The organism is Halobacillus sp. ABR2_026 (assembly GCF_056158545.1).
Map to the genome: position 1 here is coordinate 3809088 of NZ_JBSWTM010000001.1, position 25732 is coordinate 3834819.

A 25732-nucleotide genomic window follows, 5' to 3' on the forward strand; every position below is an offset into this window, starting at 1 on the left:
GAATGCGGAAGGTATACGGACACATTTCATCAAAATCTCCTGTATTCCTCAAGCAGGGAATGAATGGTTAAAGGCGAATGGTATAAAAGGGTCCCCCTAGACAGACTCCACGAATCCCAAACCACTTACATAAAGGAGATTGGGAATGGTCAAATTCACCGCATGTTTCGTCGTATGCAGTCTGCTTTTTCTTATGATGCCACCGGTCAGTTTTGCTGGATCGATCAAAGATGGAGCTTCAGGGAATCCAGGGGAATGGTATGTTGGAGATGCCCCTGATGTTGTAGCCCAGGGCACACACCCGATTCTTTTTGTCCACGGATTGAACAGTTCCTCAGAAACCTGGTATGAAAGTAATGATATGTACACAACAGCCTATGAAAACGGTTATGAAACAGCCTTTATCGATTTGAATCCAGAGAAGGATATGTGGCACAACGGTTCTCTTCTTGCTGAGAAAATCGTAGAAATCTCCAATTATTTCGGTGAAAGAGTAGTGGTAGTGGCCCACAGTAAAGGCGGCGTAGATACCCAGGCGGCTCTTGTGCATTATGGAGCATCCCCCTATATCGAACGTGTGATTACTTTATCCAGCCCTCACCATGGGTCTCAACTCGCCGATCTTGCCTATAGCAGTTGGGCAGGGTGGCTCGCCGGAATTATCGGAAGTAAAAATGACGGTACGTCTTCTCTGCAGACCGGTTACATGGATTATTATCGATCAGTGACAGACGATCAATCCACCACAGCTGCGACCCCTATGTACACATTCGGAGGGACGAAGTGGGGCAGTTTTGGAAGCTCTCTTTATTGGGGAGGTCTCTACTTGAGTGCCTATGGAAGCAACGACGGCGCTGTAACCGTGAAAAGTTCCCGGCTTCCTTACGCGACCGAAATCAAAACCGGAAGCTGGAACCACTCGACGATCAAAGAAGGATCGTCCACCTTCCATTTATTCGATCAGTATTTGAAAGAGGGGCCGGTTCCGGCGGCTTCCACAGCTTTTGCAACAAATTCGTTCAACGAACGGGAGGAAGAATCACCTGTCGGTCATTACGTCGCAGGTGGAGAGTATTCGGGTATGCATAAAGAAGAAGTTGTGGTAGAAAAAAATGTAGATGCCATCACCTTTGATTGGGTGAGCGACCGTAAAAATACGAATCTTACCCTCCAGTCGCCGGACAAAAAAACGTATGCTGATTTCGTGATTACGGAGGAGGATACCAATTTCCTTAATGGATCCTACCACCACACGCTCACCATCAATAATCCTTCCGCTGGGATTTGGATGATCCAGACGAAAGCCGCTAAGAAAGAGCGCTACTTATTGAATACCACCTTTGAAAGTGCTGCAGATGGACTATTAGACCAAGTCCTCGATGGACAGCAGATGAAGGTGAAAGGAAACCAGAAACTAAATATCCAAACCGAAATGACCATCCAGCATTATGGCAAGAATGGGAAGGTGAAGCAAAAGAAAGTGAAACCAAATAAAAATAAAAAAGACTTTACCATTCCAAGCCTCGGTGAAGGTGTATACAATATGACGATTGATGTCCATGGAACCTATGAGGGCTCACCATTCGCAAGAACCCTCATAAAGTCCATTTACATCGACAACCAAGGAAAACTCTACAGCCAATAAAACAAACGGTCCCTCCTGGAGGGACCGTTTGTTTCCATATTTTGTCGTACCAGGTCATACATATAATGGAAATTAAAATGCTTGGCGGAGGTTCCATTTTTTCAGGGTGAAGCTTGTTCGGGCGGAGGCTTTGAATTGGATACTCTCCTCGTCTGGTGATGGGTAAAAACGTGCAGTAAAAGCGTGCGCTCCGTTGTTTACGAACAGTTCTATAGAAGAAGTGTCCATGTAAAGACGGAGATTCTGCAAATCTTTCATTTCGACTTGACGCTTCTCTGTCACCCCATCAACATAGCTCTCACGTTCTAATGTAAGAACTCCTTGTTCCCTGGAGTAAATGACACGGGCAGCACCTCCGAATTCAAGTGCAAACCAGCCACATGACACTTCAACCTCTTCAAGGCTGAGTTCTACCGCTTTACCATTCACTTCATTGATTTCAACCGTCTCCTGATTCAAATCCAACGTGTGCTCAACTGTACGCCCCTTACGCAGACCTTCCAATTCTGCCACGGGCATTTGGTGGACCTGTCCATCCACGAGCGTGAGCTCACGGGGAAGGGTCATGTTATGCAGCCATTTGTGGTGGACAGTCGGATGATCCTGCTCATTCTGATCCGGCACACTCATCCAGCCGAACAAAATCCTCCGCCCCGCTTTATCCTTTGTCGTCTGAGGGGCATAGAAATCAAAACCGTGATCAAGCTCATAGAAGTTCTCATGTTCATAGCCTCCCGTCTCTGCATCAAAGGATCCGACGACATACCCTGACTGATAAACATTCGTATATTTCATTCCATCGGCCTCTAGTCCTTGAGGAGAGAAAACAAGCACATCTTTCCCTCCCAGCTTGAATAAATCGGGACACTCGAACATGTACCCGAAATCTTCCAGACGATCTCCACCTGCTAATAATCCGACATACGTCCAGTCATACAGATCTTCGGAACGGAAGAGAGCAATAGCTCCTTTCATATCGGCCGTCTGAGCGCCGACAACCATATAATAGGAGTCTTCCTCTTCCCAGACTTTCGGATCCCGGAAGTGAGCCGTATACCCTTCCGGCACCTGCACAACCGGCCCTTTCTTATCAAAATGAATGCCGTCACCGGAAACCGCCAGACATTGATAAGACGCTCTTCTTCCCTCTTCATCCTTCACATTTCCTGTGTAGAAAAGATACAAATCACCGTCATGATCGATGGCTGATCCTGAATAACACCCATCCTTCTCAAACCATTCAGAAGGGGTCAAGGCAATCTCTTCATGAGTCCAGTTTATGAGGTCCCCGGAAGTATAATGGCCCCAAAACTTGGCTCCGTGTCCGGTTTTAAAGGGCATCCATTGATAAAACAAATGATAGGTCCCCTTCCAGTGAATCCAGCCATTTGGATCATTTAATAGCCCGACAGGTGGCATAAGGTGATAGTGAAGACGGTAAGGGTCTTCTTCCACGAGCTTCTGGTGCTTTTCCACTTCTTCATACGCGGACTGTCTTAGTTCCTCGTCTTTATTCATCCTTCAGCCTCCTGCCTCATGAAGGTGTTTGTTTACTTCATCTTTTGTCGGGAGTGCCGTCATTGCACCCTTCGTTGAAGCAGCTAATGCTCCGGATACACTTGCGAATTTCGCCATCTTAACCGCCTCATGAAGAGGGATTGCAGCTATATCCCCTTCGAATTCATTCAAGGAATAAAGCATGCCGGAGACGAAGGCGTCGCCGGCACCAGTCGTATCCACTGCTTCCACTTTCATCGCAGGAACGTGTTCCATGCCTTCAAACGTGCATACATAGCTGCCTTCTCCCCCCATCGTAATGAGGATGAGCGGAATTTGATAGGATGAAAGCTGTTCAATTCCCCGGTCAATATCTGATAATCCTGTGATAAACTCCAATTCCTCTGCTGATAGTTTCAAAAAGTCCGCTTTTGACAACATCGAGACAATTGTTTCACGAGCCTGTTCTTCTGAATTCCAAAGAGGGAGACGCAGGTTCGGATCATAAGAAACGATCAACCCCTTTTCTTTCGCCAAAGCTACTGCTTGACGGGTCGCTTCTTTCACTCTGTCACCAATCATGGAAATCGAGCCGAAGTGAAGCACCCGATGGGTATCAAAGTCCGAAGGGTCAACTTCATCTGCTTCAAGAAATTGATCCGCACTGGGGTTGATGTAAAAATCAAAGCTACGCTCTCCGTCCGCCGCATTCGACACGAATACAACCCCAGTCCTTACGTCCGGCGTAAGGAGCATGTGGTGTGTCTGCACCCCGTAGTCTTTCAAAGTCTTCACCATAAACCGCCCGAGCACATCGTCTCCGACTTTCCCTAAAAAGGTCGAAGTCACCCCAAGACGGGCCAAACCGACAGAAACATTCGCCGGCGCCCCTCCAGGGCTTTTTTGATAGTTGATATTATCCTGATCCAATGGGATAAAATCAATCAGTGCTTCCCCAAGCGAAATAACACCATTTTTCATCGTTCATCCTCCTTTGCATTCCTACCCTTATTTCGTATCTTCCTTCCATCCGAGCAGTAACGTCGCCACAATGGAACCACCTACAGCGATCAGGCATCCGATTCCATAGTTGATGGGATCCTGTGCGATAGCAAACATCGGTAAACCAGTCAGACCAATTCCGTTTGCCATTACTTTCGTGAATACGACATAAGCACCACCCAGAGCACCACCGATCGCTGCACCGATGAATGGACGACGGTATTTCAAATTAACTCCGAAAATTGCCGGTTCCGTAATCCCAAGGAAAGCAGAAATACCGGCTGGAAGCGCGATTTCTTTCGTTTTCTTATTTTTCGTTTTGAAAAAGACTGCGATGGTCGCTCCCCCCTGAGCAACGTTCGCCATCGCCCAGATCGGGAGCAGGTAGTTACCGCCGACATTCAGAAGCTCTGCTTCAATGGCGTGAAAGCTGTGATGTACTCCTGTCAAAACAATCGTTGAATATAGTCCGCCGAAGATCAGTCCTGCGATAGGACCCGCTGTATCATAAACTACACCAAGAACCGATGTCAGACCGTTACCGAGTGTACGACCAAGCGGCCCCACTACAAGCAGCGCCACGAAACCAGTGAAAATAACAGTCAAAAACGGAGTCAACAGCAGGTCCACGGCGTTCGGTACAATCTTACGGAATCCTTTTTCCATTTTCGCCATCACATAAACCGTCAGCAGAACAGGGATTACCGTTCCCTGATACCCAAGCATTTCTACACCCATCCCCATAAAATCAAGCGTTTCCGGCTGTGCATCAGCCAGCCCCCAAGGGTTCAATAGGTTCGGGTGGGTCATAATCCCTCCGATTACTGCACCCAGATACGTGTTTCCGCCAAACTCTTTAGCAGCACTGAATCCTATAAGAATTGGAAGGATGATGAATGAGGCCGAGGAGAACATATCAAGCATAACGAACATGCCACTTTCAGGATCCATCCAGTTATACGTATTCATCAACCCAAGAAGCCCCATCAGCATACCTGCCGCGACGATCGCCGGGATGATTGGAACGAATATGTTCGACAGCGTCCGAGCAAAACGAGCGAGCGGGTTCATTTTGCTTTTGGCGGCGTCTTTATGAGAGGACGTATCCTTTTCTTCCTCCAAGGAAGCTCCAACCATCGGGCCGAAATGAGTAAATACTTTGTTCACAGTCCCCGTCCCAAAGATAATTTGGAACTGACCCGAACTTGAAAATGCCCCTTTAACACCATCAAGTTCTTCAATGGCGGCTTTGTCTATTTGACTTTCATCATCGATGACAAGTCTTAAACGTGTGGCACAGTGTGTTGCACTGACAACATTTCCCTTCCCACCAAGCAACTCGACTAATTGTTCCGCTACTTCTTTATGATTCATAGTGTTCCCTCCTTAAGATGATCAATAATAAAAAAAAGACCTAAAACGCGCACAGTGTGGGTAGGTCATTCGCATACACGAGTCACCTAGCCAACTCTACACATTTTAGGTCTTGCCTGCTTTACCAGTCACAATCCTGCTCTATTCAACTTTGAATACGTACATTCTACCCAATGAAAACGCTACCGTCAACATCTAAATGATTTTATTTAACACTTAACAGTCGTTGGATATGAAGGGCGATGTAGGCAATTTCAGAATTAGGAAATTCTATGCCGTATTCAACTTTTAAGTGTCCCGCAACCTCTTCTGATGTTTCAAATGCTTTCGTATATTTCTTCTGAATCAGCTCATACATATCCTCATCAATAGGCTCAAACCGGCTTCCTTCCTCTACTCGGGTTAAAGCAAAGCGCAGGTGAGTAACTAAGCGCTGGTAATTGATGGTGGTATCTTCAATGGTGAGCCCTGAAATCTTCTCCACTTGTTCGACGAAATCACGCAGAATAGTAGCTGTTTGTAAGGATTCACTCATAGTGGGGGCATCCATTTTGGCGGTATGGACATGTAAGGCGATATGAGCGACTTCATCCATTGGGATCTCGACCCCCAAGTCACGCTTAATTTCTTCTTTTGCCCACAGGCCGACTTCAAATTCCTTCTTATACAAAAATTTGATTTCATTCGTTAGTTTGTTGTGAATAGCAAGTCCCTGATCCATACGCTCAAGGGCGAAAGATAAATGATCTGTGAGCGCAATATGGATATGGTCGTTCAACGGTGACTCCAAATACCCTTCCGCATAACTGATGATCCGTTCGGCTATCTCAATATGCGTTTCAGGCAGGGTGGATAAGAGCTGCTGGAATTTTTCAGAAGACTGATCGCGCAGTAGAAAGATTTTCTCGATCTTATGTTTAGGGACGACATCATTACGCTTCTTTTGAAAGGCTATCCCTTTTCCCATGACGATCTTTTCCGATTGGCTGTCATAAACGACAACCGCATTGTTGTTCAGGATTTTGAAAATACGCATAATAAGCTCCTCCGCTCGAATGATTGCTCTCTACAATATTACCACGTCGTGCAGTTTCCATGACATCATGAAGAAGTACCGACAAAGGAACCCCTCGTTTCTCATGTTTGCCTCTATATAGATTGAGGAAAGCTTCTAACTAAGCATTTATTTCCTCCATATGATTCTAGATTAACTGAAATTCGGGAAGGCTAATTACTAAACGCCTTCTCTATTTCTTGTTACACTAGAAGACGTGAGAAATTTTTGTATAATCATTCTCATTCAGTCAGCTGAGAATAGTTTTCGACAAATTTTTGTCTTTGTTGACAAAAAGTCGATTTTATATAATAATAGCTACTGAATTAGAATTATTATAAAAAGCTGCAACATCCCAGCAGCTAATCAAACATACTTTACAGGAGGAATTCTACTATGGCTCTAATCGGTAAAGAAGTACAACCATTCCAGGCGAAAGCATTCAAACAAGGTGATTTCGTCGACGTTTCAGAACAAAACTTCAAAGGACAATGGAGCGTTGTTTGCTTCTACCCAGCAGACTTCTCTTTCGTTTGCCCGACAGAACTTGAAGATCTACAAAACAACTACGAAGCACTAAAAGAACTAGGCGCTGAAGTTTACTCTGTATCTACAGATACACACTTTGTACACAAAGGCTGGCACGATGCTTCCGAAAAAATTAACAAAATCACTTACTCCATGATCGGTGACCCATCTCAGCAGATTTCCCGTCAATTTGATGTACTGAACGAAGAGGATGGACTTGCTGAGCGTGGTACATTCATCATCGATCCAGATGGCGTTATTCAAACCGTTGAAATCAACGCTGGTGGAATCGGCCGTGATGCAAGCAGCCTTATCGGTAAAATCAAAGCTGCTCAATATGTACGTAACAATCCAGGCGAAGTTTGCCCAGCAAAATGGGAAGAAGGCGAAGAAACACTAACACCAAGCCTTGACCTAGTCGGCAAAATTTAAGGAGTGGAATATAAATGGTTCTCGATGCCCAAATAAAAGCACAATTAGAAGAGTATCTAAAGCTTTTAGAAGGTGACATCGAACTGAAAGTCAGCACGGGGGACGATAAAGTCTCCCGTGACATGCTGGCTCTCACGGATGAGCTTGCATCCATGTCACCGAAAATCACAGTAAAAAATACAGAAATGAAACGCACACCAAGTTTCAGCGTGAACCGCCCGCAAGAAGAAACAGGCGTTACGTTCGCAGGTGTTCCGCTTGGTCATGAATTCACGTCCCTGGTCCTTGCTTTGCTGCAAGTAAGCGGTAGAGCACCGAAAATCGATGATACGATGATCGACCAGATCAAAAACTTATCCGGTGAGTTTCATTTTGAAACATTTGTCAGCTTAAGCTGTCACAACTGCCCGGATGTCGTACAGGCCCTGAATATCATGAGCGTGCTGAACCCGAACATTACACACACGATGATCGATGGTGCGGCGTTTAAAGAAGAAGCGGAAGAGAGAAACATTATGGCTGTGCCTTCTGTACACCTAAACGGCGAATTCTTCAGTGGCGGCCGCACGACACTTGAAGAAATCGTAGCGAAAATCAGTGAAGGTCCATCCCCGGAAGAATTCACGAATCGTGAGCCGTATGAGGTCCTCGTGATCGGTGGCGGCCCTGCAGGTGCAAGTGCAGCCATCTATTCTGCACGAAAAGGCATCCGTACAGGAATCGTTGCTGAACGCTTTGGTGGACAAGTCCTTGATACGATGACGATCGAGAATTTCATCAGTGTAAAAAGCACAGAAGGTCCAAAGTTCGCTGCCAGTCTTGAAGAACACGTCAAGGATTATGAGATCGATATCATGAACCTTCAACGTGCAAAAAGTCTACAGAAGAACGACGACAACATGTTTGAGCTTGAACTTGAAAATGGCGGAGTACTCAAGAGTAAAACGGTTATTATTTCCACAGGAGCCCGCTGGCGTCAACTAGGTGTACCTGGAGAAGAAGAGTACAAGAACAAAGGTGTCGCTTACTGTCCACACTGTGATGGTCCATTGTTTGAAGGTAAAGATGTAGCCGTAATCGGTGGCGGAAACTCAGGCGTCGAAGCAGCCATCGACCTTGCCGGTATCGTACAAAACGTAACTGTCCTTGAGTTTGCTGACACATTGAAAGCAGACGAAGTCTTGCAAGAGCGCTTGAACAGCCTTCCGAATGCGGAAGTGAAAACGAATGCTCAAACCAAGGAAATCGTCGGCGATGAGAATGTGAACGGCATCACTTATATTGACCGTGAATCTGGGGAAGAGCAGCACATCGACCTTGAAGGTGTCTTCGTCCAAATCGGGCTTGTACCGAATACCGAGTGGATGGACGAATCCGTTGAAATGAACCGTATCGGTGAAATCATCACCAACAAACACGGCGCTACAAACGTGCCAGGATTGTTTGCTGCTGGTGACGTTACCGACAGTCCTCACAATCAAATCATCATCTCTATGGGAGATGGTGCGAATGCTGCACTTGGTGCATTTGATTATTTGATCCGTAATTAATATACCTATGCCGGGCCACAAAGATTTCTTTGTGGCCCGGTTTTTATTTTCATCACTGAGCTATAAAGTTCCCTCCCATAAAAAAGAAGCAGCCTGAGGAGGCTCACCGCGCTCCCGCGGAAAGCGAGCCATCCCCGGCAGCCCCTAACTACCTCACAAACATCTCAAAACTGAATCTTCAAGAAAAGAGAGCTTTAGTTGAATCAGCCAAATATAAAAATGAGGAACTTCCATAAAATTGGAAGTTCCTCATTTTGCAGTAATATCAACCCTAAACTTTAACAGAGACTTTTCATAAAATCTATGCTTAGACAGGCAGAGGCGCCTGGGCTGAAACAAACCCTCTTTCCACAAGCTCCTTCCAAAAATCCTTTGGAATCTCTCTTTGGATCATCTCCAAATCTTCTTTTATCCGGTCCGGACGGGTAGACCCCGGAATGACCGATTTCACTGCTGGATGAGCGGTTGAGAACTGGAGAGCAGCCGCTTTTAGCGGGACATTGTATTTCTCACCAATTTCCTTCAACTGATTCACTCTCCCTAAAATATCGGCACCCGCTTTTTCATAATTGAAATGGTCGCCTCCAAGTAAAACGCCGGAATTATAAGGGCTGCCGACAACTAGATCGACGTCCTTCTCCTGAGCCATCGTCATCATGCGCTGCAGCGCTCGGTCGTGCTGAAGCAGTGTATATTGCGTAGCAGACAGGCAGACGTCCGGTTTCGTTTCTTCTAGCTCCATAGCAAGTTCAATCGGTTCTGTTGTATTGACGCCAAGCCCCCATGAACGGATGACTCCTTCATCTCGAAGGCGGGACAGCACACGAAATGCTCCAGTCCGTGCTTCTTCGAATTTAGCTACCCACTCATCTCCGTGAAAATCAGGAGAAACATCGTGAACGAAGACCATATCGAGACGATCTGTCTTTAATCGTTCAAGGCTCTGTTCAATCGAACGCTTCGTTGCATCTTCCGAATAATCAGTAATGACTTTATTGTTCCGTCCATGTTCGAAAAGCCCTTCATTCTGCTCTGTATCCTCCGTCATGTAACGCCCAACTTTTGTGCTCAACACATAGTCATCACGATTATATTGGGACAGCACTTCTCCAACACGCATTTCTGCTAACCCCGCACCATAAAAAGGGGCCGTATCGAAATAGCGTACCCCCTGGTCCCAGGCCGTCTGAATGGTTTCACGGGCTTCTTCCTCCGGGACATCACGGAACATGTTTCCTAAAGGCGCCGTTCCCAACCCTACTTTATGTTTCAATGCATCTTGCAGTGATTTCATATGTTCATTCCTCCTTTGAAAAAGAACCTATAGTTGTATTACCAACTAATAGAAAAATGAAACCTTCCCCCATGCACAGCTCTGTCATTTTTCAGTCATCAGCCTTTACATCCAGTACCAATTTTAAATACTCCACGAACAATAAAGATTGTTCTTTCAGCTTCACCTTATCTTCAGGAAGTATGGCATGATCCAAGGCCAGGCCGTCTGTGAACGTAATAATAGACCGTGCAATCAGTCCACTATCCTGACGATTACTGAATTCTCCGGTCGCCTGCCCCTTTTTGATTAATTCATCGTATATCTTTACTGCCATCTCATAACGCTTTTCTCCATAAGATCGTCTCCGCTCATCGTTCCGGCCGGTGATAAAGAACTCAAGCTTGCTGGGTGCGAGCGGGTCCATTTTCTGATCAGGACGCCCATCTTCTCCGAAAAGAAACTGCATGAGTAAATCCCAGCAGGAATCCATTTCCTCCATAGAATCAACCGCGGATTCCGCTGCCTCGGTGAGACCCTCTTCAAGCAGAGCTTCAAATAAATCTTCTTTGTTTGAAAAATATTGATAAAGTCCGCCGCGGCTGACGCCGGCTTCCTCCATAACATGCTTCATCGTCGTGTGCTCGAACCCATGCTCGATGAAAACATGCTGCGCCGCTTTCATAATTTCAGCTCGTCGTTGCTTCATGTGTTCCTTGCTCACGCGTGGTGACATGACCATCCCCTCCTTCAATTTTCCGTTTTGTTAGGAAACCAATGATGGAAACAAACACGAGAAGACTTGCTGTAATCGTAAATGTCGGGATCACCCCGATCATGGTCGCCATCCATCCTCCAACCAGAGGACCGATTATGGTCGCAGTCGTCATCACACTGTTGATCACACCGAATACGCGACCTGTCATATGTACAGGCGTATGCACTTGAATGGTCGCCTGAAAGGGAACGAAAATCAAGCTGGCTGAAAACCCTGCGGCAAAACCAAGGCCCGGTCCCCAGAGAATCGAATAACTCAAATCGTAATGAGTAAGCCACCCCATTACTCCAAAGCTTGCTCCGATTCCACAAACACCCATGAGCATAAGCGGGTAGGCGTTGTATTCCGTTTTTTTCGCAAGCAGGAATCCGGCCACAAACATGCCAAGCCCCGAACCTGTAACTAGATAGCCGAAAAGATCTGGAGAAACATCGGTAAGCTCACGAATCAATACGATTAACTGAGAATCGGCTGATTGTAAAATCAACAGACTGAGACCGACGAGAACTAAACCTGTGATCATGAACCGGTTCGAAGTAATAAAGGCAAAACCAACCGCAAACTCTTGCTTGAAGGAGCTCTCTTCCTGTTCTTCATCGGCCACTTCCATACGAATCATTCCAGGAACGAAAAGGAGAATGACAGCAGAGACGAAGAATGTCACCGAATCGATGATGAACACTTGCTGAGCACCGAAAATAGTGACGAGCAAACCACTGACGAGTGGTCCTAAAATTTTCGTGGATGAATCGATCATAGATGTAATAGACATCGCCCCTTTCATATCCTCCTGAGGCACAAGTTCTTTCAGCTTTCCATTTTTAGCAGGAATAAACACGGCGGAGAATATACCGATCGTAAGCAGAGTGGCGTACACCATCCAAAGCGATGTAGCGACGGTCAAAATTAGTATCAGCCCTGCCCGTACAAGATCCGAAACAATCATCAATGTTTTACGGTTCAAACGGTCCGCCACCATTCCCGCCACCGGTCCGAATAATGCCATTGGCGCAGCCAGACATAAAAAGACGAAGGAAACTTCAAGCGGTGATGCTTCCCATTTCATTCCTACAAGTGTAATAATCGCGACAATGCTCAACCAATCCCCGATGCTTGATATAGCCTGAGCAGACATCAACGTCATATAGCCTTTATTCTTCCATAAACGTTCCATAGGTCTGTCCCCTTCCGTTTAAACGACACCGATGTCGTTTTGTTAAACCTATTATAACGACACTGGTGTCGTTATACAACCATTTATTGAAAAATAGGCCAATAAAAAAACGGCAAGGGCTTTCCCTTCCATGCTTTTTCCTACAATAAAGGAGCCATCGCTATATTAATCGACTTCCTTTGATCCTTCTTCACCTTTAACGATTTTCTTATGTATTTCACTTAAGAGGAACAATCCCCTGAACAAACAACCAACCACGATTCCGAAAGTGATGATCCCACCGATTAGTGGGCCAGTCATCGAAATCAACCACCCCAGCATCATGCAACCTAAGATAATAAAAAACAACATGGGTATACCTCCTCACAGCTTTTCATTATTTCAAATAAGAGCATGGTGAACAAGCGGATCGAAAAAGAGAATTCGACATTAAGTAGAGCATGGTCAGCCACCCATTTCCCCCTCCTCTTAAACCATTTAAATCCCAGGGGTATTCATCAAAACGACACGCCAACCATCCGGATCTTCAATCGTTACACCTTTTTCCTCCCAATAAGGGTTTTCAGGGGGGACTTCTTCATATCCCATGTGTGAAAGACGTTTGGTAAGATTCAAGACTTCCGCTTTGTCTTCTAAATAAAAGACGAGGAGGTTGTCTTCTGACGGCGATGGACAAGGGCTTCCGTCCTTATGACTGGTAAATTCAAGCTGATAGGAGAGATCCGGCAGTCCGAAAACCACCCCTTCATACCCACGGTGACCTTTAAAGGCTGCTATTTTATCTAATCCTAGGCCTGATTCATAGAACGCTGCTACTTTTTCCAATTGATCTGTCGGTCGTGCAATTCTGATTTGTGCGGCTTGGAACCTGTTAAATTTCATGCAATCACTCCTTCTATTCCAGCGTAAACCCCTCCAGGATTTTTTTCATGCGGAGTAAGCTGTAATCATGCCTGCGACTTTTGGTTGAAATCAAACAATTACCGGAACCACCTTCTCCATTTATTCTCCTCCCATAGAAAAAGTGCTCTTCCAACGAAAATGGAAAAGCACTTTTCTTAATCATTGGCTCTGTTAAAGTTTAGTGTTGATATTACTGCAAAAATGAGGAACTTCCAATTTTATAGGAGTTCCTCATTTTTATAGTTGGCTTATTCAACGAATGCTCCCGTTTGTGGAAGACTCAGTTTCGAGATGTTTGTGTGGGAGTTAGGGGCGGAGGGGGATGACTCGCTTTCCGCGGGAGCGCGGTGAGCCTCCTCAGGCTTACGCCTTGCGGGGTCTCACCCAGCACTCTTTTCCCGCAGGGCGATAAGCCCGAGGAAGCTCGGCACTCCCCCACAGGAAAGCGAGTAGTTTCCCAGCCACCCCTGGCACTCAACACAATAACGAACCCCGAACGCTCTCGAAACGGAGTCTTCAACAATCCTGCCATTTAGCGAAAGACTCCGTTTCGAAATAATAATCCAACAAGATTCAATGGTTACATCGTGAAAGTAGATCATCTAGAGGTTTCGATACTTAGAAATAAATTCTCTTTTACCATCCTATCATTTATGGTCACTTCCATCCGTTGATGCAAATATCAATACTGAACTTTAACAGAGCCTAATCATTAAATATTTACAGGACTGTCTTCCTGTTTTTCGTTTAAATCAAGGACTTGTTCGGTCATGGCATGAATTTCGCGAATCAACTCAGGATTGTCAACCAATTGTTTTCCGTAAGAAGGAATCATTTCTTTGATCTTCGGTTCCCACGCCTTCAGTTGCCCCGGGAAACACCGGTCCATCAGTTCAAGCATGACAGAAACCGCAGTCGAGGCTCCTGGAGAGGCCCCGAGCAATGCGGCAATGGAACCATCGGAGGAACTTACAACTTCTGTACCAAATTGGAGGGTTCCTTTCCCGCCGCCTTCCGTATCTTTGATAACCTGTACACGCTGTCCGGCCGTAACGAGATCCCAATTTTCTGCTTTAGCAGATGGAATGAACTCCCGCAGCTCTTCCAGACGTTTTTCCTTGGACTGGATGACCTGTTCAATGAGGTACTTCGTCAAAGATGCATTTTTCACCCCTGCAGCCACCATCGTCGTAAGATTATCTTTTTGAACGGAAGTGATCAAGTCAAGCAGCGATCCGGTTTTCAAGAACCGGGGCGAAAATCCGGCGAACGGTCCAAAAAGGAGACTCTCGCGACCATCGATGAAGCGGGTGTCCAGATGGGGCACGGACATCGGTGGTGCACCGACCTTCGCTTTGCCATACACTTTTGCCCGGTGTTCAGCAACCACTTCCGGGTTGTTACAAACCATGAACAGACCACTGACAGGAAATCCTCCGATCTGTTTCGATTCCGGGATCCCCGTTTTTTGCAGAAGATGGAGACTGCCACCACCGCCACCGATGAAGACGAAGTCAGACGTATGGTATTCGATCCGATCATTCTCAAGGTCACATACTTTCACTTCCCAGGAACCATCGTCCGCACGTTTAATATCTTCCACACTGTGCTTATAGTTGATCTCGATGTTTTCTTTTTCCAAGTGGTCAAACATCTTTCTAGTCAGCGATCCGAAGTTCACATCCGTCCCTGCATCAATTTTCGTCGCTGCAATCGGATCTTTCAAGGTTCGGTTTTTCATGATGAGTGGAATCCATTCTTCCAGTTTTTCTGGATCATCAGAAAATTCCATGTCCTTGAAGAGAGGATTTTCGACCATTGCTTTAAAGCGCTTTCTCAAGAAGTCAACGTTCCCCTCGCCCTGCACAAAACTCATATGGGGCAGCGGCATAATGAAGTCATTCGGATTACTGATCCGATCGTTTTTCACGAGATAAGACCAAAACTGTTTCGAGACTTGAAACTGTTCATTCACTTTGATAGCTTTCGTCATATCGATCGTTCCATCAGGTTTTTCGTTCGTATAGTTCAGCTCACACAGAGCTGCATGACCTGTACCTGCATTGTTCCATACGTTGGAGCTTTCCTCTCCAGCGCTTCCAAGCCTTTCAAACACGCGAATATTCCAGTCGGGCACTAATTCTTTAAGCAAGGATCCTAATGTTGCACTCATGATCCCTGCACCAATTAAAATCACGTCTGTCTTCGAGTATTTTTTGCTCATTTCCCTTAATTCTCCCTATTATCAGATATTTTTATCTATGTTCAGTGTATCACTATAATCAAAAAATTAAAATATTTGCCAATGGATGATTGCGTTATCATATCTAAAAATTCCGCCTTTTGTGAACCTTTGTTTCCCATAAAATTCTCCCTTCTGTATAATGAAAGAAACGATGAAATAGGGAGAGAAACACATGGAAATTCAAGAACGTGTCGTAGACGGAGAGTGGAAAACCTATGAGTTAAAGAACGATCACGGAATGACCGCCACCGTTACCAATTTGGGTGCTACCCTTACTGATTTACGCGTCCCCGATAAAAATGGCCTTATCGAAAGTGTCATACTCGCACATGAGAACCTCAAAGAATACAAAGAAAACCCCCACTTTTTAGGAGCGACTATTGGAAGAGTCGCGGGCCGGATTAAAGATTCTACCATCCAGCTTGAGGGACAGACGTATGAACTTGAAAAAAATGAGGGTCGTCATCACCTGCACGGGGGGGCGAAGGGGTTCCACACGAAATTTTGGGATAGCGAGACTTTTCAAAAAGAGGATTCATGCGGCGTGACCTTCTCTTTGGAAGTTCCGCATTTAGAAGATGGATACCCTGGTCATGTGCAGGTGTCTGTCACTTATACCCTTTCCTCTGTCCAGACGCTGTCCGTTACCTACGAGGCTGAAACGGATCGTATGACACCTTTGACATTGACCAACCATACCTACTTCAATTTGAGCGGGGACTTGCACAGAACCGTGCATGATCATGTGTTCCAATTAGATAGTGACCAGTTCCTTGAGATGGACGATGGCCTGATTCCTACGGGTAAGAAGGCATCTGTTGAAGGAAGTCCCTTCGACTTCAGGGAACCTGCTCCTCTATCTGTTGGATTTTCAAATGAGCATTCACAAAACAAAATCGCCAGGGCAGGCTTTGATCATTACTTTCTGTTTAAGGAGACAAGACAGGCGGTCTTAAAGGAGCCTCAAAGCGGACGATTAATGACGGTTGATACAGACCAGCCAGGGCTTGTCCTTTATACTTCTACCAATCTGACAAAAGGTTTCCCTCTAAGAAATAGGGAGTCTGAAAAATATTTGGGCGTGTGTCTGGAAACACAGGCTTCTCCGGCAAGCCTTCATCACTCGGACCTTCCGGATTTACTGACGACACCGGAACGCCCCTACCGGTCAACCACTACCTTTTCATTTTCTATTGAAAAATGAGGCATGCCGCAAAGGCATGCCTCATCTTTTTAATAACCTCCACGAATGTGAGGATAGACATTTTCTCTATAATATTGTCGAAGTTTTTCTAGCTCATCCGAGCTGTAGGGTTCAGCTTCCAGCGCCTGTAGGTTATCCTCGACCTGCTGGACATCTTTAAAACCAGGAATAACGCTCGATACCCCGGGCTGCTGCATGACCCATTTTAATGCAGCTCTTGTACGATTTCCGCGCCCTGCTTCAATCCAGGAAAGTTCATCACTAAGCTCGACCCCTTTTTCAAACGGAAGTCCTGCAAAGGTCTCACCTACATTGAAAGCAGCGCCGTCCTTATTAAAGCGCCGGTGATCATCTTCTTCAAAGGTATGGTCTTTCGAGAACTTACCAGTCAATAAACCACTGGCGAGAGGCACGCGAGCTAAGATCCCTACATCTTTCTTCACAGCTTCCGGGAACAGGTTCTCCAATGGCTTCTGACGGAACAGGTTAAAGATGACCTGGAGCGTGCTCGCGTTCGAGTTTTCTAAAACAAATAACCCTTCCTCGACCGTTTCTACACTTACGCCATAGTTCCGGATCTTCCCGCTTTCCTTCAAGCGCTCAAGAACATCAAAAACCGCCCCATCTTTCAAAATGCTCATCGGGGGACAGTGGATCTGGTATAGGTCGAGCGTGTCCCTGTTCAAGCGCCGCAGGCTGTCTTCTAAGTAACCAGCCACCTGTTCCATGGAATAGTTCTCCGGATCTTCAATGTCGCCCTGCCGGCAGAATTTCGAAGCGATATGAATCTCTGATTCCTTGCCCTTCGTAGCTTCAGCAAGCAGTTCTTCACTGTGTCCCATCCCGTAAACATCAGCGGTATCAAAAAAATTCACGCCACTAGCCATCGCTTTATCAAGAGCTTTCAAAGCTTCTTGATCATCCGTCTTCCCCCAGCTTCCACCAATCGCCCACGTACCGAAACTGAGTTCGCTGATTTCAAGGCCTGTCTTTCCTAACCGGTTGTATTTCATAGTCTTCCACCTTTCTAAAAGGGTGACGGATTCTTCAACTACAAGAATCCGTCCTTCTCATTATCTTCTATACCTTTTCAGGTGACCGCTCAATTCTTTGGTCTGATGATAGACTTGCTGATAAAGAGGAAAAATTCCTTTGTAAATATCTACCTTTTCCTCATGGGGTTCAAACGTCCTTTCAACACTCAAGAACTGATCCGCACATTCTTTCAGGGTTTCAAACCAGCCTACTCCATATGCGGCAAGCATAGCAGCCCCTAAGCCAGGGCCCTGCTCACTTGATAGTTTGACGATGGTTGCGCCGAACACATCGGCCTGCATCTGCAGCCAATGATCACTTTTCGTTCCACCGCCTGTAGAAACAATGGTATCCATACTTTTTCCCTGTTCCCGGAAGATAGAAAGTGATTCTAAGAGTGAGAAAGTAATGCCCTCCATAACCGCATGGACGAAATCAACCCGTTGATGCGAGCTGTCCATCCCGATAAAACTCCCTCGTATGTCTGCATCCGCGTGAGGCGTTCTCTCCCCTGAAACATAGGGAGTGAACAAAAGTCCGTGTGACCCGGGAGGAACTTCTTCGACTCCTTCCATCAACGATTCGAATGATTCCGCTTCTGCGAAGACATCCTTGAGCCAGCTCAAACTGTGCCCGGCGGCAAGTGTAACGCCCATCGTATAATAAGCGTCCGGTGCCCCGTGGTTAAAATAATGGACCTTGCCACCGAATTCCTTATCATTGGTCGACTCATAAGACAAAACAACTCCAGAGGTCCCGATACTGCATAATGCCCGGCCTTCTTCCAGAATCCCAGAACCAATGGCTCCACAGGCATTATCCGCTCCGCCTGCAAACACTTTTGTTTCTGGAAGGATTCCTGTTTCTTCGAAAACTTGCGGACGGATCGTCCCGGTCCCGGCATAGGAAGGGATAAGTGGCGGGCACAAAGAGTTGTCGATACCAAGCTTGTCACAGATCTCCCCGCTCCATTCGTTCCTATTCAAATCCAGCAGCAACGTACCGGCAGCATCAGAATAATCCATGGCAATTTCCCCTGTCAGCCGGTAGCGTACATAGTCCTTAGGCAGGAGAAACACAGCCGCCTGATCAAAGACCTCTGGTTCATGGTCCTTCACCCACAACAATTTCGGTAAGGTAAACCCTTCAAGGGCAGGATTTTTTGTGATGGTGTGAAGACGTTCTTTGCCAATAGATTGTTCGATTTTCACACACTGTTCCGTTGTTCTCGTATCATTCCATAGAATGGCCGGCCGAAGGACGTTCTGATGTCCATCCAAAAGAACGAGCCCGTGCATCTGACCTGAAAAGCTCAGTCCTTCAATTTGGCTGGGCTCACAAGGACCTTGCGATACGATATCTTTTAAACCGGCCATCGTCTGTTTGACCCACCATTCAGGGTCTTGTTCGCTATATCCCGTCTTTTCCTGAATCAATGGGTATTCTTTGGATACCTCAAACGCAACGTTTCCTTTTTTGTCCACCAGCAGCAGCTTCACAGCACTTGTACCAAGGTCGACACCGATGACGTAACTCATCATTACTCACCCGCAAACATCGTCAAAAGGTATTGGTTGATGGTCGCTTTGATTTGTTCAAGACGCCCGGATTCATGCTTGATCGTTCCAAGGCCGAGCGCATGCTCCTCGAGCTTATGGAAGTCCATGTTTCCATCCACGACATCTTTTCCGATGCCTTCCTTGAAGCTTCGGTAACGGTCATCTACCAGCCCGTCCAATACCCGGTCTTCAATCAACTTCTGTGCAACTTTATAACCGACGGCAAAACTGTCCATTCCTGCGATATGCGCATGGAAAAGGTCTTCAGGAGCGAATGAACCACGGCGGACCTTGGCATCGAAATTCAGCCCCCCTGAACCAAGACCTCCGTTTTTGATGATTTCATACATCGCCAATGTATTCGCATAGAGGTCGGACGGGAATTCATCCGTATCCCAGCCAAGCAGCGGGTGACCCTGGTTCGCATCGACAGACCCGAGCACTCCGTTGATCCGCGCATACCTTAATTCATGCTCGAACGTATGCCCCGCCAACGTGGCATGGTTTGCTTCAATGTTGAATTTGAAGTGATCCTCCAAGCCATATTTCTGAATGAAGGCATAGCCGGATGCGACATCGTAATCATATTGATGAGTCGTCGGTTCTTTCGGCTTCGGTTCGATCAGGAACTGGGCGTCAAAGCCGATTTCTTTGGCATAATCGACCGCCATATGGAAGAAACGCCCCAGATTATCGAGCTCCAATTTCAAGTCTGTATTCAATAACGTTTCATATCCTTCTCTTCCACCCCAGAATACGTAGTTTTCTCCCCCAAGCTCTTTCCCGATTTCCAACCCTTTTTTTACTTTTGCAGCTGCATAGGCAAAAACGTCCGCATTATTGGCCGATGCTGCGCCATGAATGAAGCGGGGATGGGTGAAGTTGTTCGCCGTGTTCCATAAAAGCTTCGTTTTGCTGTCTTTCATATAGCTCTTGATCATTCCGGTAATTTCATCGAGATTCTGATTCGTTTCTCTTAAACTATCTCCTTCTGGAGCAATATCCACATCATGGAAACAAAAGTAAGGAACATTCAATTTTTCAAAGAACTCAAAGGCCGCTTCTACCCGTGCTTTAGCAAGATCCATTCCCTTAAAATGATCCCATGGACGGACAGCAGTTCCTGCACCGAACGGATCGGACAAATCTTCTGTAAACGTATGCCAGTAAGCCACGCCGAACCTAAGAAACTCTTCCATTGTTTGATCTCCGATTTTTTCATCAGGGTTATAGAATTTGAATGCGAAAGGATTGGTAGATTTGCTACCTTCATATTTAATTTTGTCGATATTATTGAAATAAGCCATGATTTGGCCTCCTCGTTATTTTTAGTGTTAGGAAAAAATTTTTACATAGGTAAAAATATGTGTATATAATAGTTCATGCGATAGACCAACAGGATGGAGGACTATGTATGAACTTGTTCAGCAGTCAATTATACAGGGGCATGGAATGGATCACCCGGTTTGCACTATTACATATTTTATGGGCAGTCACGACGGTGTCCGGGCTTGTGGTCTTCGGATTGTTTCCTTCTACGACCGCTTTGTTCAGCGTTATCCGTGACTGGTTAACAGGGAAAAGACAGGATCGTCTGCCTCAACACTACTGGTCCCATTTTAAGGCGGGCTTTTGGCAGAGCACCAAGCTGGGAATGTCTATCCTGCTTTTATTGCTACTGATGACACTTAATGTCATGTATATCCGCTCAGGATCCGGTCCATCCTTCACTTGGACATCGGTTCCGCTGTTTGCCTTTCTTCTGATCGCGGGTCTTTTCCTGTTATACCTTTTCCCTGTGTTCGTCCACTATGATCTGAAACTTAGTCAGACATGGAAGCAAACCTTTCTCATCATGCTGATCAGTCCGATGCAGAGCTTCTTTCTCATACTGAGTATCTTTTCCACCGTTATGATCTTCCGCATGCTGCCTGCGCTCGGCTTCATTTTCGGATCGAGTCTGACCGCCTTTTTGACGATGTGGGCCGCTCTACACGCTTTCCGTAAAATTGAGGTGAAGAAACAGTGACGGTCAGCCCTTGACCGCACTTGAAGAAATACCTTCCACGACTTTGTTGCTAAAGAAGATGAACGCGATCAGAATAGGCAGCAGACTAATGACGAGCGTAGCCCCGATCGCCCCCCAATCCGTCATATACTGGCCGATAAAGTTTTGAATTCCGACCGTCAGTGTCTTGTACTGATCGGAACTGATGAATGTATTGACGAAGACGAATTCATTCCAGTTGTAAATCATATTGATGATGACGATCGTCGAAAGGACTGGTGTCGTCATCGGAAGAATGATTCTGAAGAACATACGGTGAATCGAACAACCGTCAATGATGGCAGCCTCCTCTATTTCTCTAGGAAGTGTGTAATAAAACCCTAAAAGGATCATCATCGTAATCGGCAGGTTGTAAGCCGTATACGTTAAGACAATCGACCACGGGTTGTCGATCAGATTGACATTCAGGAACATGCTGAACAACGGAATAATCGCCGAATGAATCGGAATCATAAGACCGACCATAAATAATCCAAGAACGAACTTATTCAACTTCCAGTTCATCCGTGTAATGGCAAACGTCGCCATGCTGGCAAACAGGGAGGTCAGTACAATAGCGACGACAGTGATCCATACGCTGTTGAAAAAGTACCCTCCGATGCCACCTTCCCATACCTTCAAATAATTTTCCCAATGCCATTCCTGAGGCAGGGCAAATGGCGAGCCTGCAAAAATTTCCTGATTGCTTTTTAAAGAAAACAACACCAGCCAGATGATCGGTAAAATCTGAAAGACCGCCACCAGACCAAGACATACATATAACAGAACGTAGCCTATCTTATTCAACGAAAATCCTCCCTCCACAGAAGCCTGTTAGTATTGAAGTTCTTCATCGTCTGCCGTCAACTTACGGATGATCACGGTGACAATTAATGTGATGATCAACAGTAAGAACCCGATAGCGCTTCCGTAACCGAAATCGTTCGTACTGAACGCTAATTTATACATATAGGAAGCCATTACCTCACTGGCTCCATTCGGACCGCCGTTGGTCATGACGTAAATCAAATCAAAGTACTTCAGAGAGCCTACAATCGCGAGCACGACCGTTACTTTCACCACACCTTTGATTAAAGGGAGTTTGATTTTGTAGGCGATTTGAAAAGGGGATGCTCCGTCAATTTTGGCTGCTTCGATGAGAGACTCCGGGATATTTTTGAGAGCCGCATAATAAATCAAGATGTAGAAACCAGCATACTGCCATAGAATCGGGATGAAGATGGCATAAAGCACTATGTCCGGTTCCGCAAGCCATGCGGGTGGGTTCTCAATGCCTATGGCCAACAGCATTTTATTGAGTATCCCGTTCGTCGGATTGAACACTTTGATCCAAAGCTGTGCGATCGCTACGGAAGACAGAAGCATTGGAATCAAATAGATTTTTCTAAGGAGATCGGCTCCTTTAATTTTTGAAGCGAGAATCATAGAAATCGCTAAGTAGACGACTAGACTGAGCGTTGAAAAGATCGCCAGTAAAAAAGAATGAAGCGCACTGTCCCAGAAAGCGCCGTCCACGAGAGCGGCCTGGTAATTTTCCAAGCCGATGAACTGCATGGCACCGATTCCATTCCAATCCATAAGTCCGTAATACGCAGATAACAGGAGTGGGATGAAGATCAAAATCCCTACCAATATCAACGCGGGCAGCGTATAAAAAGCAATCATCCATTTATTTGACATAACTTTGTTCAATTCTCATCCCCCCTAAGGGAGGAAAAGGATAACCATCATCGATTATCCTTTTCCTTTATGGTTTTATTCTTCCTTGGATAATGCTTCTTCGTGAGCTGCTGCAAAATCTTCAGGTGTGACTTCCCCTCCGAAGAGTGCCTGAATTTGATTCAAGTGCACTTCAGCAGCATCCGGGCTCATTTGTACATCCGCAAATAATGTTAAATTGCTAGCGCTGTTCAGATCATCCAACACATCCACATACATTTGAGGAAGCTCCAAAGAACCTGCATCTACCTTTGTAGCCGGGATGACCCCCGCTTCGGTTACTGATTTCTCGCCCCATTGCTCGACGAAATAGGCAGCAAAATCCTTCGCTTCTTCCTTCACCTCGGAATTTTCAGAGACAAACAACCCGACGCCAGGACCACCGACGAAACTGTCCTGATCCCCCTGTCCATTAACGGTAGGGAATTTGAAATAGCCGACTGAATCCCTGAATTCCTGTGGCACATCTTCATTCGTCGTATAGTTCGGAAGGTCCCATGTGGCAATCAAATACATCGCTGCCTGACTGTTCATAAACATACTTTTTGCTTCCTGATCGGAAACTCCATTGAATCCACGGATGAACGCATCCATATCCGTCAGTTCCTGCACTTTATCCGCAGCTTCCACTAAAGAGGGGTCTGTAAAAGGTTTCTCTCCATTGATTGCTTCAGTCAATAAGTTCGGACCACCTATACGATCGGCCAGGTACATGTACCATAGTGAACCTGTCCAGCGATCTTTGTTACCAAGAGCAATCGGAGCTACATTGTTATCTTTAAGTGTTGTAACAACGTTCTTGAAGTCTTCGTAAGTTTGTGGAGCTTCTAAACCGTATTCATCGAAAATCGCCTGGTTATAAAAAACGGTCGCTACGTTCAACTCAAGCGGCAGTCCATAAGTTTCCCCATCCACGCTGTAAGCATCTGTTGTTCCCGATACGAAAGAATCCTGCAATCCGCCCTCGAGCACATCATTCAAAGATGCAAATTGTCCTGCTTCCACATATGGATCCAGGTATCCACCGCCCCACGTCATTCCAACGTCAGGCAATTCATCTGAAGTCGCGAGTACCTTTACTTTATCCTTGTATTGTTCATTACTAAGGACTTCCAGTTCTACCTTCACCCCTTCATTCTGGCTTTCATAATCATCAATGATATCGCTTACAATTTTGTTGTGCTTAGATGAACTTCCTTCCGGCCACAGGTGCATGAATTCTATCGTCTGATCCCCATCTGAATTGGCGCTTGTATCGTCAGAACCTCCGCTGCAACCGACAAGAAGAAAAGATAAGAATCCAACCAACAGTAATGTAAACGCTTTCTTAGACATGCCACTAACCTCCCGTTTTTTAGTACATTCGTACGCTTTCGAATGCTTACTAAAAGATTACCAAAGCTATCTTAGTTTGTCCAGTGGATAAACTAAGTTTAGGATGCTATACTGTTTTTAACTTCACCAAGGATTGGATGATAGCTATGGAAACAAAAACTTGGAACCAATATACAATTAAAACCGGGAACAAATCGGTGGTACTGGAGACGATTCTTTCCTCCTCCCCCATCTCCCGGGCTGAAATCGCCAGTCAGACCGGGCTGAATAAAGGTACCGTGTCTTCACAAGTGAGCGAACTTTTGAAAGAAGAGCTGATCTATGAACAGGGCCCAGGAAAATCCAGTGGCGGGCGCCGGCCCGTCATGCTTTTGTTCAACGAAAACGCCGGATACTCGATCGGCATTGATATCGGCGTCAATTATATCCTCGGGATTCGTACAGATTTGAAAGGAAATATCAGCGACGAACACTATGTAAACTTGACAAATCATGACTATAACCATGTGATGGAGCAGCTGCAAGAGATGATTCAGAAACTTCGTGGATCTGCACCCGCCAGTAAATATGGAATGGTAGGCATAGGGATCGGTGTTCCAGGCGCTGTCAGTAAAGAAGGAAAGATTCTACTCGCCCCAAACCTCGGTTGGAAAAACGTTGATTTGAAATCAGACCTTATCCAGAAATATGACTGCCCGATTCTGATTGAGAACGAAGCAAACGCCGGAGCATATGGCGTAAAAAAATTCAAAGAAGATGCTGACGGAGACGACCTCGTCTATATTAGTGTCGGTGTCGGAATCGGTGTTGGATTGATCTTAAATGGAACGCTATACCGCGGAAACAATGGGTTCTCCGGTGAAATGGGACACATGACGATTGAGGTGAACGGAGCCGAATGTCGCTGCGGAAACAAAGGATGCTGGGAACTGTACGCCTCTGAGCAGGCCCTTTATCGAAGTGCCGAGGAACTGCAGATCAGCAGGGACGAAGATATTTTGGAAACGATGATCCAGCGGGCAGAAAAGGAAGACCAAACGGCTATTGATACGTTCCAGACCATCGGAGAATATTTGGGGGTCGGGTTAATCAATATCATCAATTCTTTCAACCCGCAGCAGGTGATTATCGGAAACCGTATGGGAGCAGCAAAAAAATGGATCCAGCAGCCTTTACTGAAACGGGCCAAAACCAATGCCCTCTGGTTCCAGCGGGACGACCTGCGCATCCGCTTTTCTGATGTATCGGAGTCAACGGCCCTTGGTGTGGCGGCCTTTTCAGCGGAAAACTTTTTAAAAGTCGATATGGATCCCGCTGCCCCATCACCTACCAACTAATTCACTAAAGGAGATGATTT

General features: G+C 45.9%; 22 protein-coding genes. 6 read left to right on the top strand and 16 right to left on the bottom strand.

Features of this window, described 5'->3' with window-relative positions:
* Positions 1 to 145: 145 nt before the first annotated feature.
* Entirely contained in the window at positions 146 to 1645 is a 1500-nt protein-coding gene (locus tag ACXADE_RS19250) for an esterase/lipase family protein (protein WP_474982035.1), read from the top strand.
* A gap of 72 nt (positions 1646 to 1717) precedes the next feature.
* On the opposite strand, the gene ACXADE_RS19255 is transcribed toward ACXADE_RS19250, so the two are convergent.
* The 4 genes from ACXADE_RS19255 to ACXADE_RS19270 all read right to left on the bottom strand — a co-directional run bounded on the left by ACXADE_RS19255 (position 1718) and on the right by ACXADE_RS19270 (position 6554).
* The gene (locus ACXADE_RS19255) at positions 1718 to 3163 is read right to left on the bottom strand and encodes a glycoside hydrolase family 32 protein (protein WP_474982036.1); all 1446 of its coding nucleotides are present in this window, start codon (positions 3161 to 3163) and stop codon (positions 1718 to 1720) included.
* A gap of 3 nt (positions 3164 to 3166) precedes the next feature.
* Positions 3167 to 4123 (bottom strand): aminoimidazole riboside kinase, encoded by a 957-nt coding sequence (locus ACXADE_RS19260; RefSeq protein WP_474982037.1) that lies wholly within the window; start codon positions 4121 to 4123, stop codon positions 3167 to 3169.
* Between the two features lie 27 nt (positions 4124 to 4150).
* On the bottom strand, positions 4151 to 5518 hold the full coding sequence (locus tag ACXADE_RS19265; RefSeq protein WP_474982038.1) for a sucrose-specific PTS transporter subunit IIBC: 1368 nt from the start codon (positions 5516 to 5518) through the stop codon (positions 4151 to 4153).
* Between the two features lie 205 nt (positions 5519 to 5723).
* Complete coding sequence (locus ACXADE_RS19270; protein WP_474982039.1) at positions 5724 to 6554, bottom strand: PRD domain-containing protein; 831 nt, start codon at positions 6552 to 6554, stop codon at positions 5724 to 5726.
* 414 nt (positions 6555 to 6968) lie between these two features.
* Between ACXADE_RS19270 and ahpC the strand changes: the two genes are divergently transcribed.
* Both ahpC and ahpF read left to right on the top strand, forming a co-directional pair.
* Positions 6969 to 7532 (top strand): alkyl hydroperoxide reductase subunit C, encoded by a 564-nt coding sequence (gene ahpC, locus ACXADE_RS19275; RefSeq protein ID WP_474982040.1) that lies wholly within the window; start codon positions 6969 to 6971, stop codon positions 7530 to 7532.
* A 14-nt stretch (positions 7533 to 7546) separates the two neighbouring features.
* The gene (gene ahpF / locus ACXADE_RS19280; RefSeq protein ID WP_474982041.1) at positions 7547 to 9082 is read left to right on the top strand and encodes an alkyl hydroperoxide reductase subunit F; all 1536 of its coding nucleotides are present in this window, start codon (positions 7547 to 7549) and stop codon (positions 9080 to 9082) included.
* A gap of 307 nt (positions 9083 to 9389) precedes the next feature.
* Here ahpF and ACXADE_RS19285 read toward each other — a convergent pair whose 3' ends face one another.
* From ACXADE_RS19285 to ACXADE_RS19310, 6 genes are all read right to left on the bottom strand, one after another.
* The gene (locus tag ACXADE_RS19285; protein ID WP_474982042.1) at positions 9390 to 10376 is read right to left on the bottom strand and encodes an aldo/keto reductase; all 987 of its coding nucleotides are present in this window, start codon (positions 10374 to 10376) and stop codon (positions 9390 to 9392) included.
* Between the two features lie 91 nt (positions 10377 to 10467).
* Positions 10468 to 11091, bottom strand: coding sequence for a TetR/AcrR family transcriptional regulator (locus ACXADE_RS19290; RefSeq protein WP_474982043.1), 624 nt, complete (start codon positions 11089 to 11091; stop codon positions 10468 to 10470).
* On the bottom strand, positions 11045 to 12307 hold the full coding sequence (locus ACXADE_RS19295; protein ID WP_474982044.1) for an MFS transporter: 1263 nt from the start codon (positions 12305 to 12307) through the stop codon (positions 11045 to 11047). The genes ACXADE_RS19290 and ACXADE_RS19295 overlap by 47 nt, the downstream gene beginning before the upstream one ends.
* 165 nt (positions 12308 to 12472) lie before the next feature.
* Entirely contained in the window at positions 12473 to 12658 is a 186-nt protein-coding gene (locus ACXADE_RS19300; protein ID WP_474982045.1) for a hypothetical protein, read from the bottom strand.
* A 126-nt stretch (positions 12659 to 12784) separates the two neighbouring features.
* The gene (locus ACXADE_RS19305; RefSeq protein WP_474982046.1) at positions 12785 to 13189 is read right to left on the bottom strand and encodes a VOC family protein; all 405 of its coding nucleotides are present in this window, start codon (positions 13187 to 13189) and stop codon (positions 12785 to 12787) included.
* Positions 13190 to 13922: 733 nt separating this feature from the next.
* Positions 13923 to 15434: a malate:quinone oxidoreductase gene (locus ACXADE_RS19310; protein ID WP_474982047.1), complete on the bottom strand. Its 1512-nt coding sequence runs from the start codon at positions 15432 to 15434 to the stop codon at positions 13923 to 13925.
* A 193-nt stretch (positions 15435 to 15627) separates the two neighbouring features.
* Here ACXADE_RS19310 and ACXADE_RS19315 point away from each other — a divergent pair, with 193 nt between their 5' ends.
* The gene (locus tag ACXADE_RS19315) at positions 15628 to 16659 is read left to right on the top strand and encodes an aldose epimerase family protein (protein ID WP_474982048.1); all 1032 of its coding nucleotides are present in this window, start codon (positions 15628 to 15630) and stop codon (positions 16657 to 16659) included.
* A gap of 29 nt (positions 16660 to 16688) precedes the next feature.
* Here the strand turns inward: ACXADE_RS19315 and ACXADE_RS19320 are convergent, their stop codons facing one another.
* Genes ACXADE_RS19320 through xylA form a run of 3 tightly spaced genes read right to left on the bottom strand, consistent with a single transcriptional unit; the run spans position 16689 to position 20560 of the window.
* Positions 16689 to 17672, bottom strand: a complete 984-nt coding sequence (locus tag ACXADE_RS19320; protein ID WP_474982049.1) for an aldo/keto reductase — start codon at positions 17670 to 17672, stop codon at positions 16689 to 16691.
* Between the two features lie 60 nt (positions 17673 to 17732).
* The gene (gene xylB, locus ACXADE_RS19325; RefSeq protein ID WP_474982050.1) at positions 17733 to 19232 is read right to left on the bottom strand and encodes a xylulokinase; all 1500 of its coding nucleotides are present in this window, start codon (positions 19230 to 19232) and stop codon (positions 17733 to 17735) included.
* Positions 19233 to 19234: 2 nt separating this feature from the next.
* Entirely contained in the window at positions 19235 to 20560 is a 1326-nt protein-coding gene (gene xylA, locus ACXADE_RS19330; protein WP_474982051.1) for a xylose isomerase, read from the bottom strand.
* Between the two features lie 107 nt (positions 20561 to 20667).
* Here xylA and ACXADE_RS19335 point away from each other — a divergent pair, with 107 nt between their 5' ends.
* On the top strand, positions 20668 to 21282 hold the full coding sequence (locus ACXADE_RS19335; protein ID WP_474982052.1) for a YesL family protein: 615 nt from the start codon (positions 20668 to 20670) through the stop codon (positions 21280 to 21282).
* Positions 21283 to 21285: 3 nt separating this feature from the next.
* On the opposite strand, the gene ACXADE_RS19340 is transcribed toward ACXADE_RS19335, so the two are convergent.
* The 3 genes from ACXADE_RS19340 to ACXADE_RS19350 form a co-directional block, all read right to left on the bottom strand.
* Positions 21286 to 22107 carry a carbohydrate ABC transporter permease gene (locus tag ACXADE_RS19340; protein ID WP_474982053.1) on the bottom strand — a complete coding sequence of 274 codons (822 nt, stop codon included), beginning with the start codon at positions 22105 to 22107 and terminating at the stop codon, positions 21286 to 21288.
* 27 nt (positions 22108 to 22134) lie between these two features.
* The gene (locus ACXADE_RS19345; RefSeq protein WP_474982054.1) at positions 22135 to 23013 is read right to left on the bottom strand and encodes a carbohydrate ABC transporter permease; all 879 of its coding nucleotides are present in this window, start codon (positions 23011 to 23013) and stop codon (positions 22135 to 22137) included.
* 63 nt (positions 23014 to 23076) lie between these two features.
* A complete protein-coding gene (locus ACXADE_RS19350) occupies positions 23077 to 24375 on the bottom strand; it encodes an extracellular solute-binding protein (protein ID WP_474982055.1) in 1299 nt (432 codons plus the stop codon).
* 146 nt (positions 24376 to 24521) lie between these two features.
* Here ACXADE_RS19350 and ACXADE_RS19355 point away from each other — a divergent pair, with 146 nt between their 5' ends.
* On the top strand, positions 24522 to 25712 hold the full coding sequence (locus ACXADE_RS19355) for an ROK family protein (RefSeq protein ID WP_474982056.1): 1191 nt from the start codon (positions 24522 to 24524) through the stop codon (positions 25710 to 25712).
* Positions 25713 to 25732: the final 20 nt, after the last annotated feature.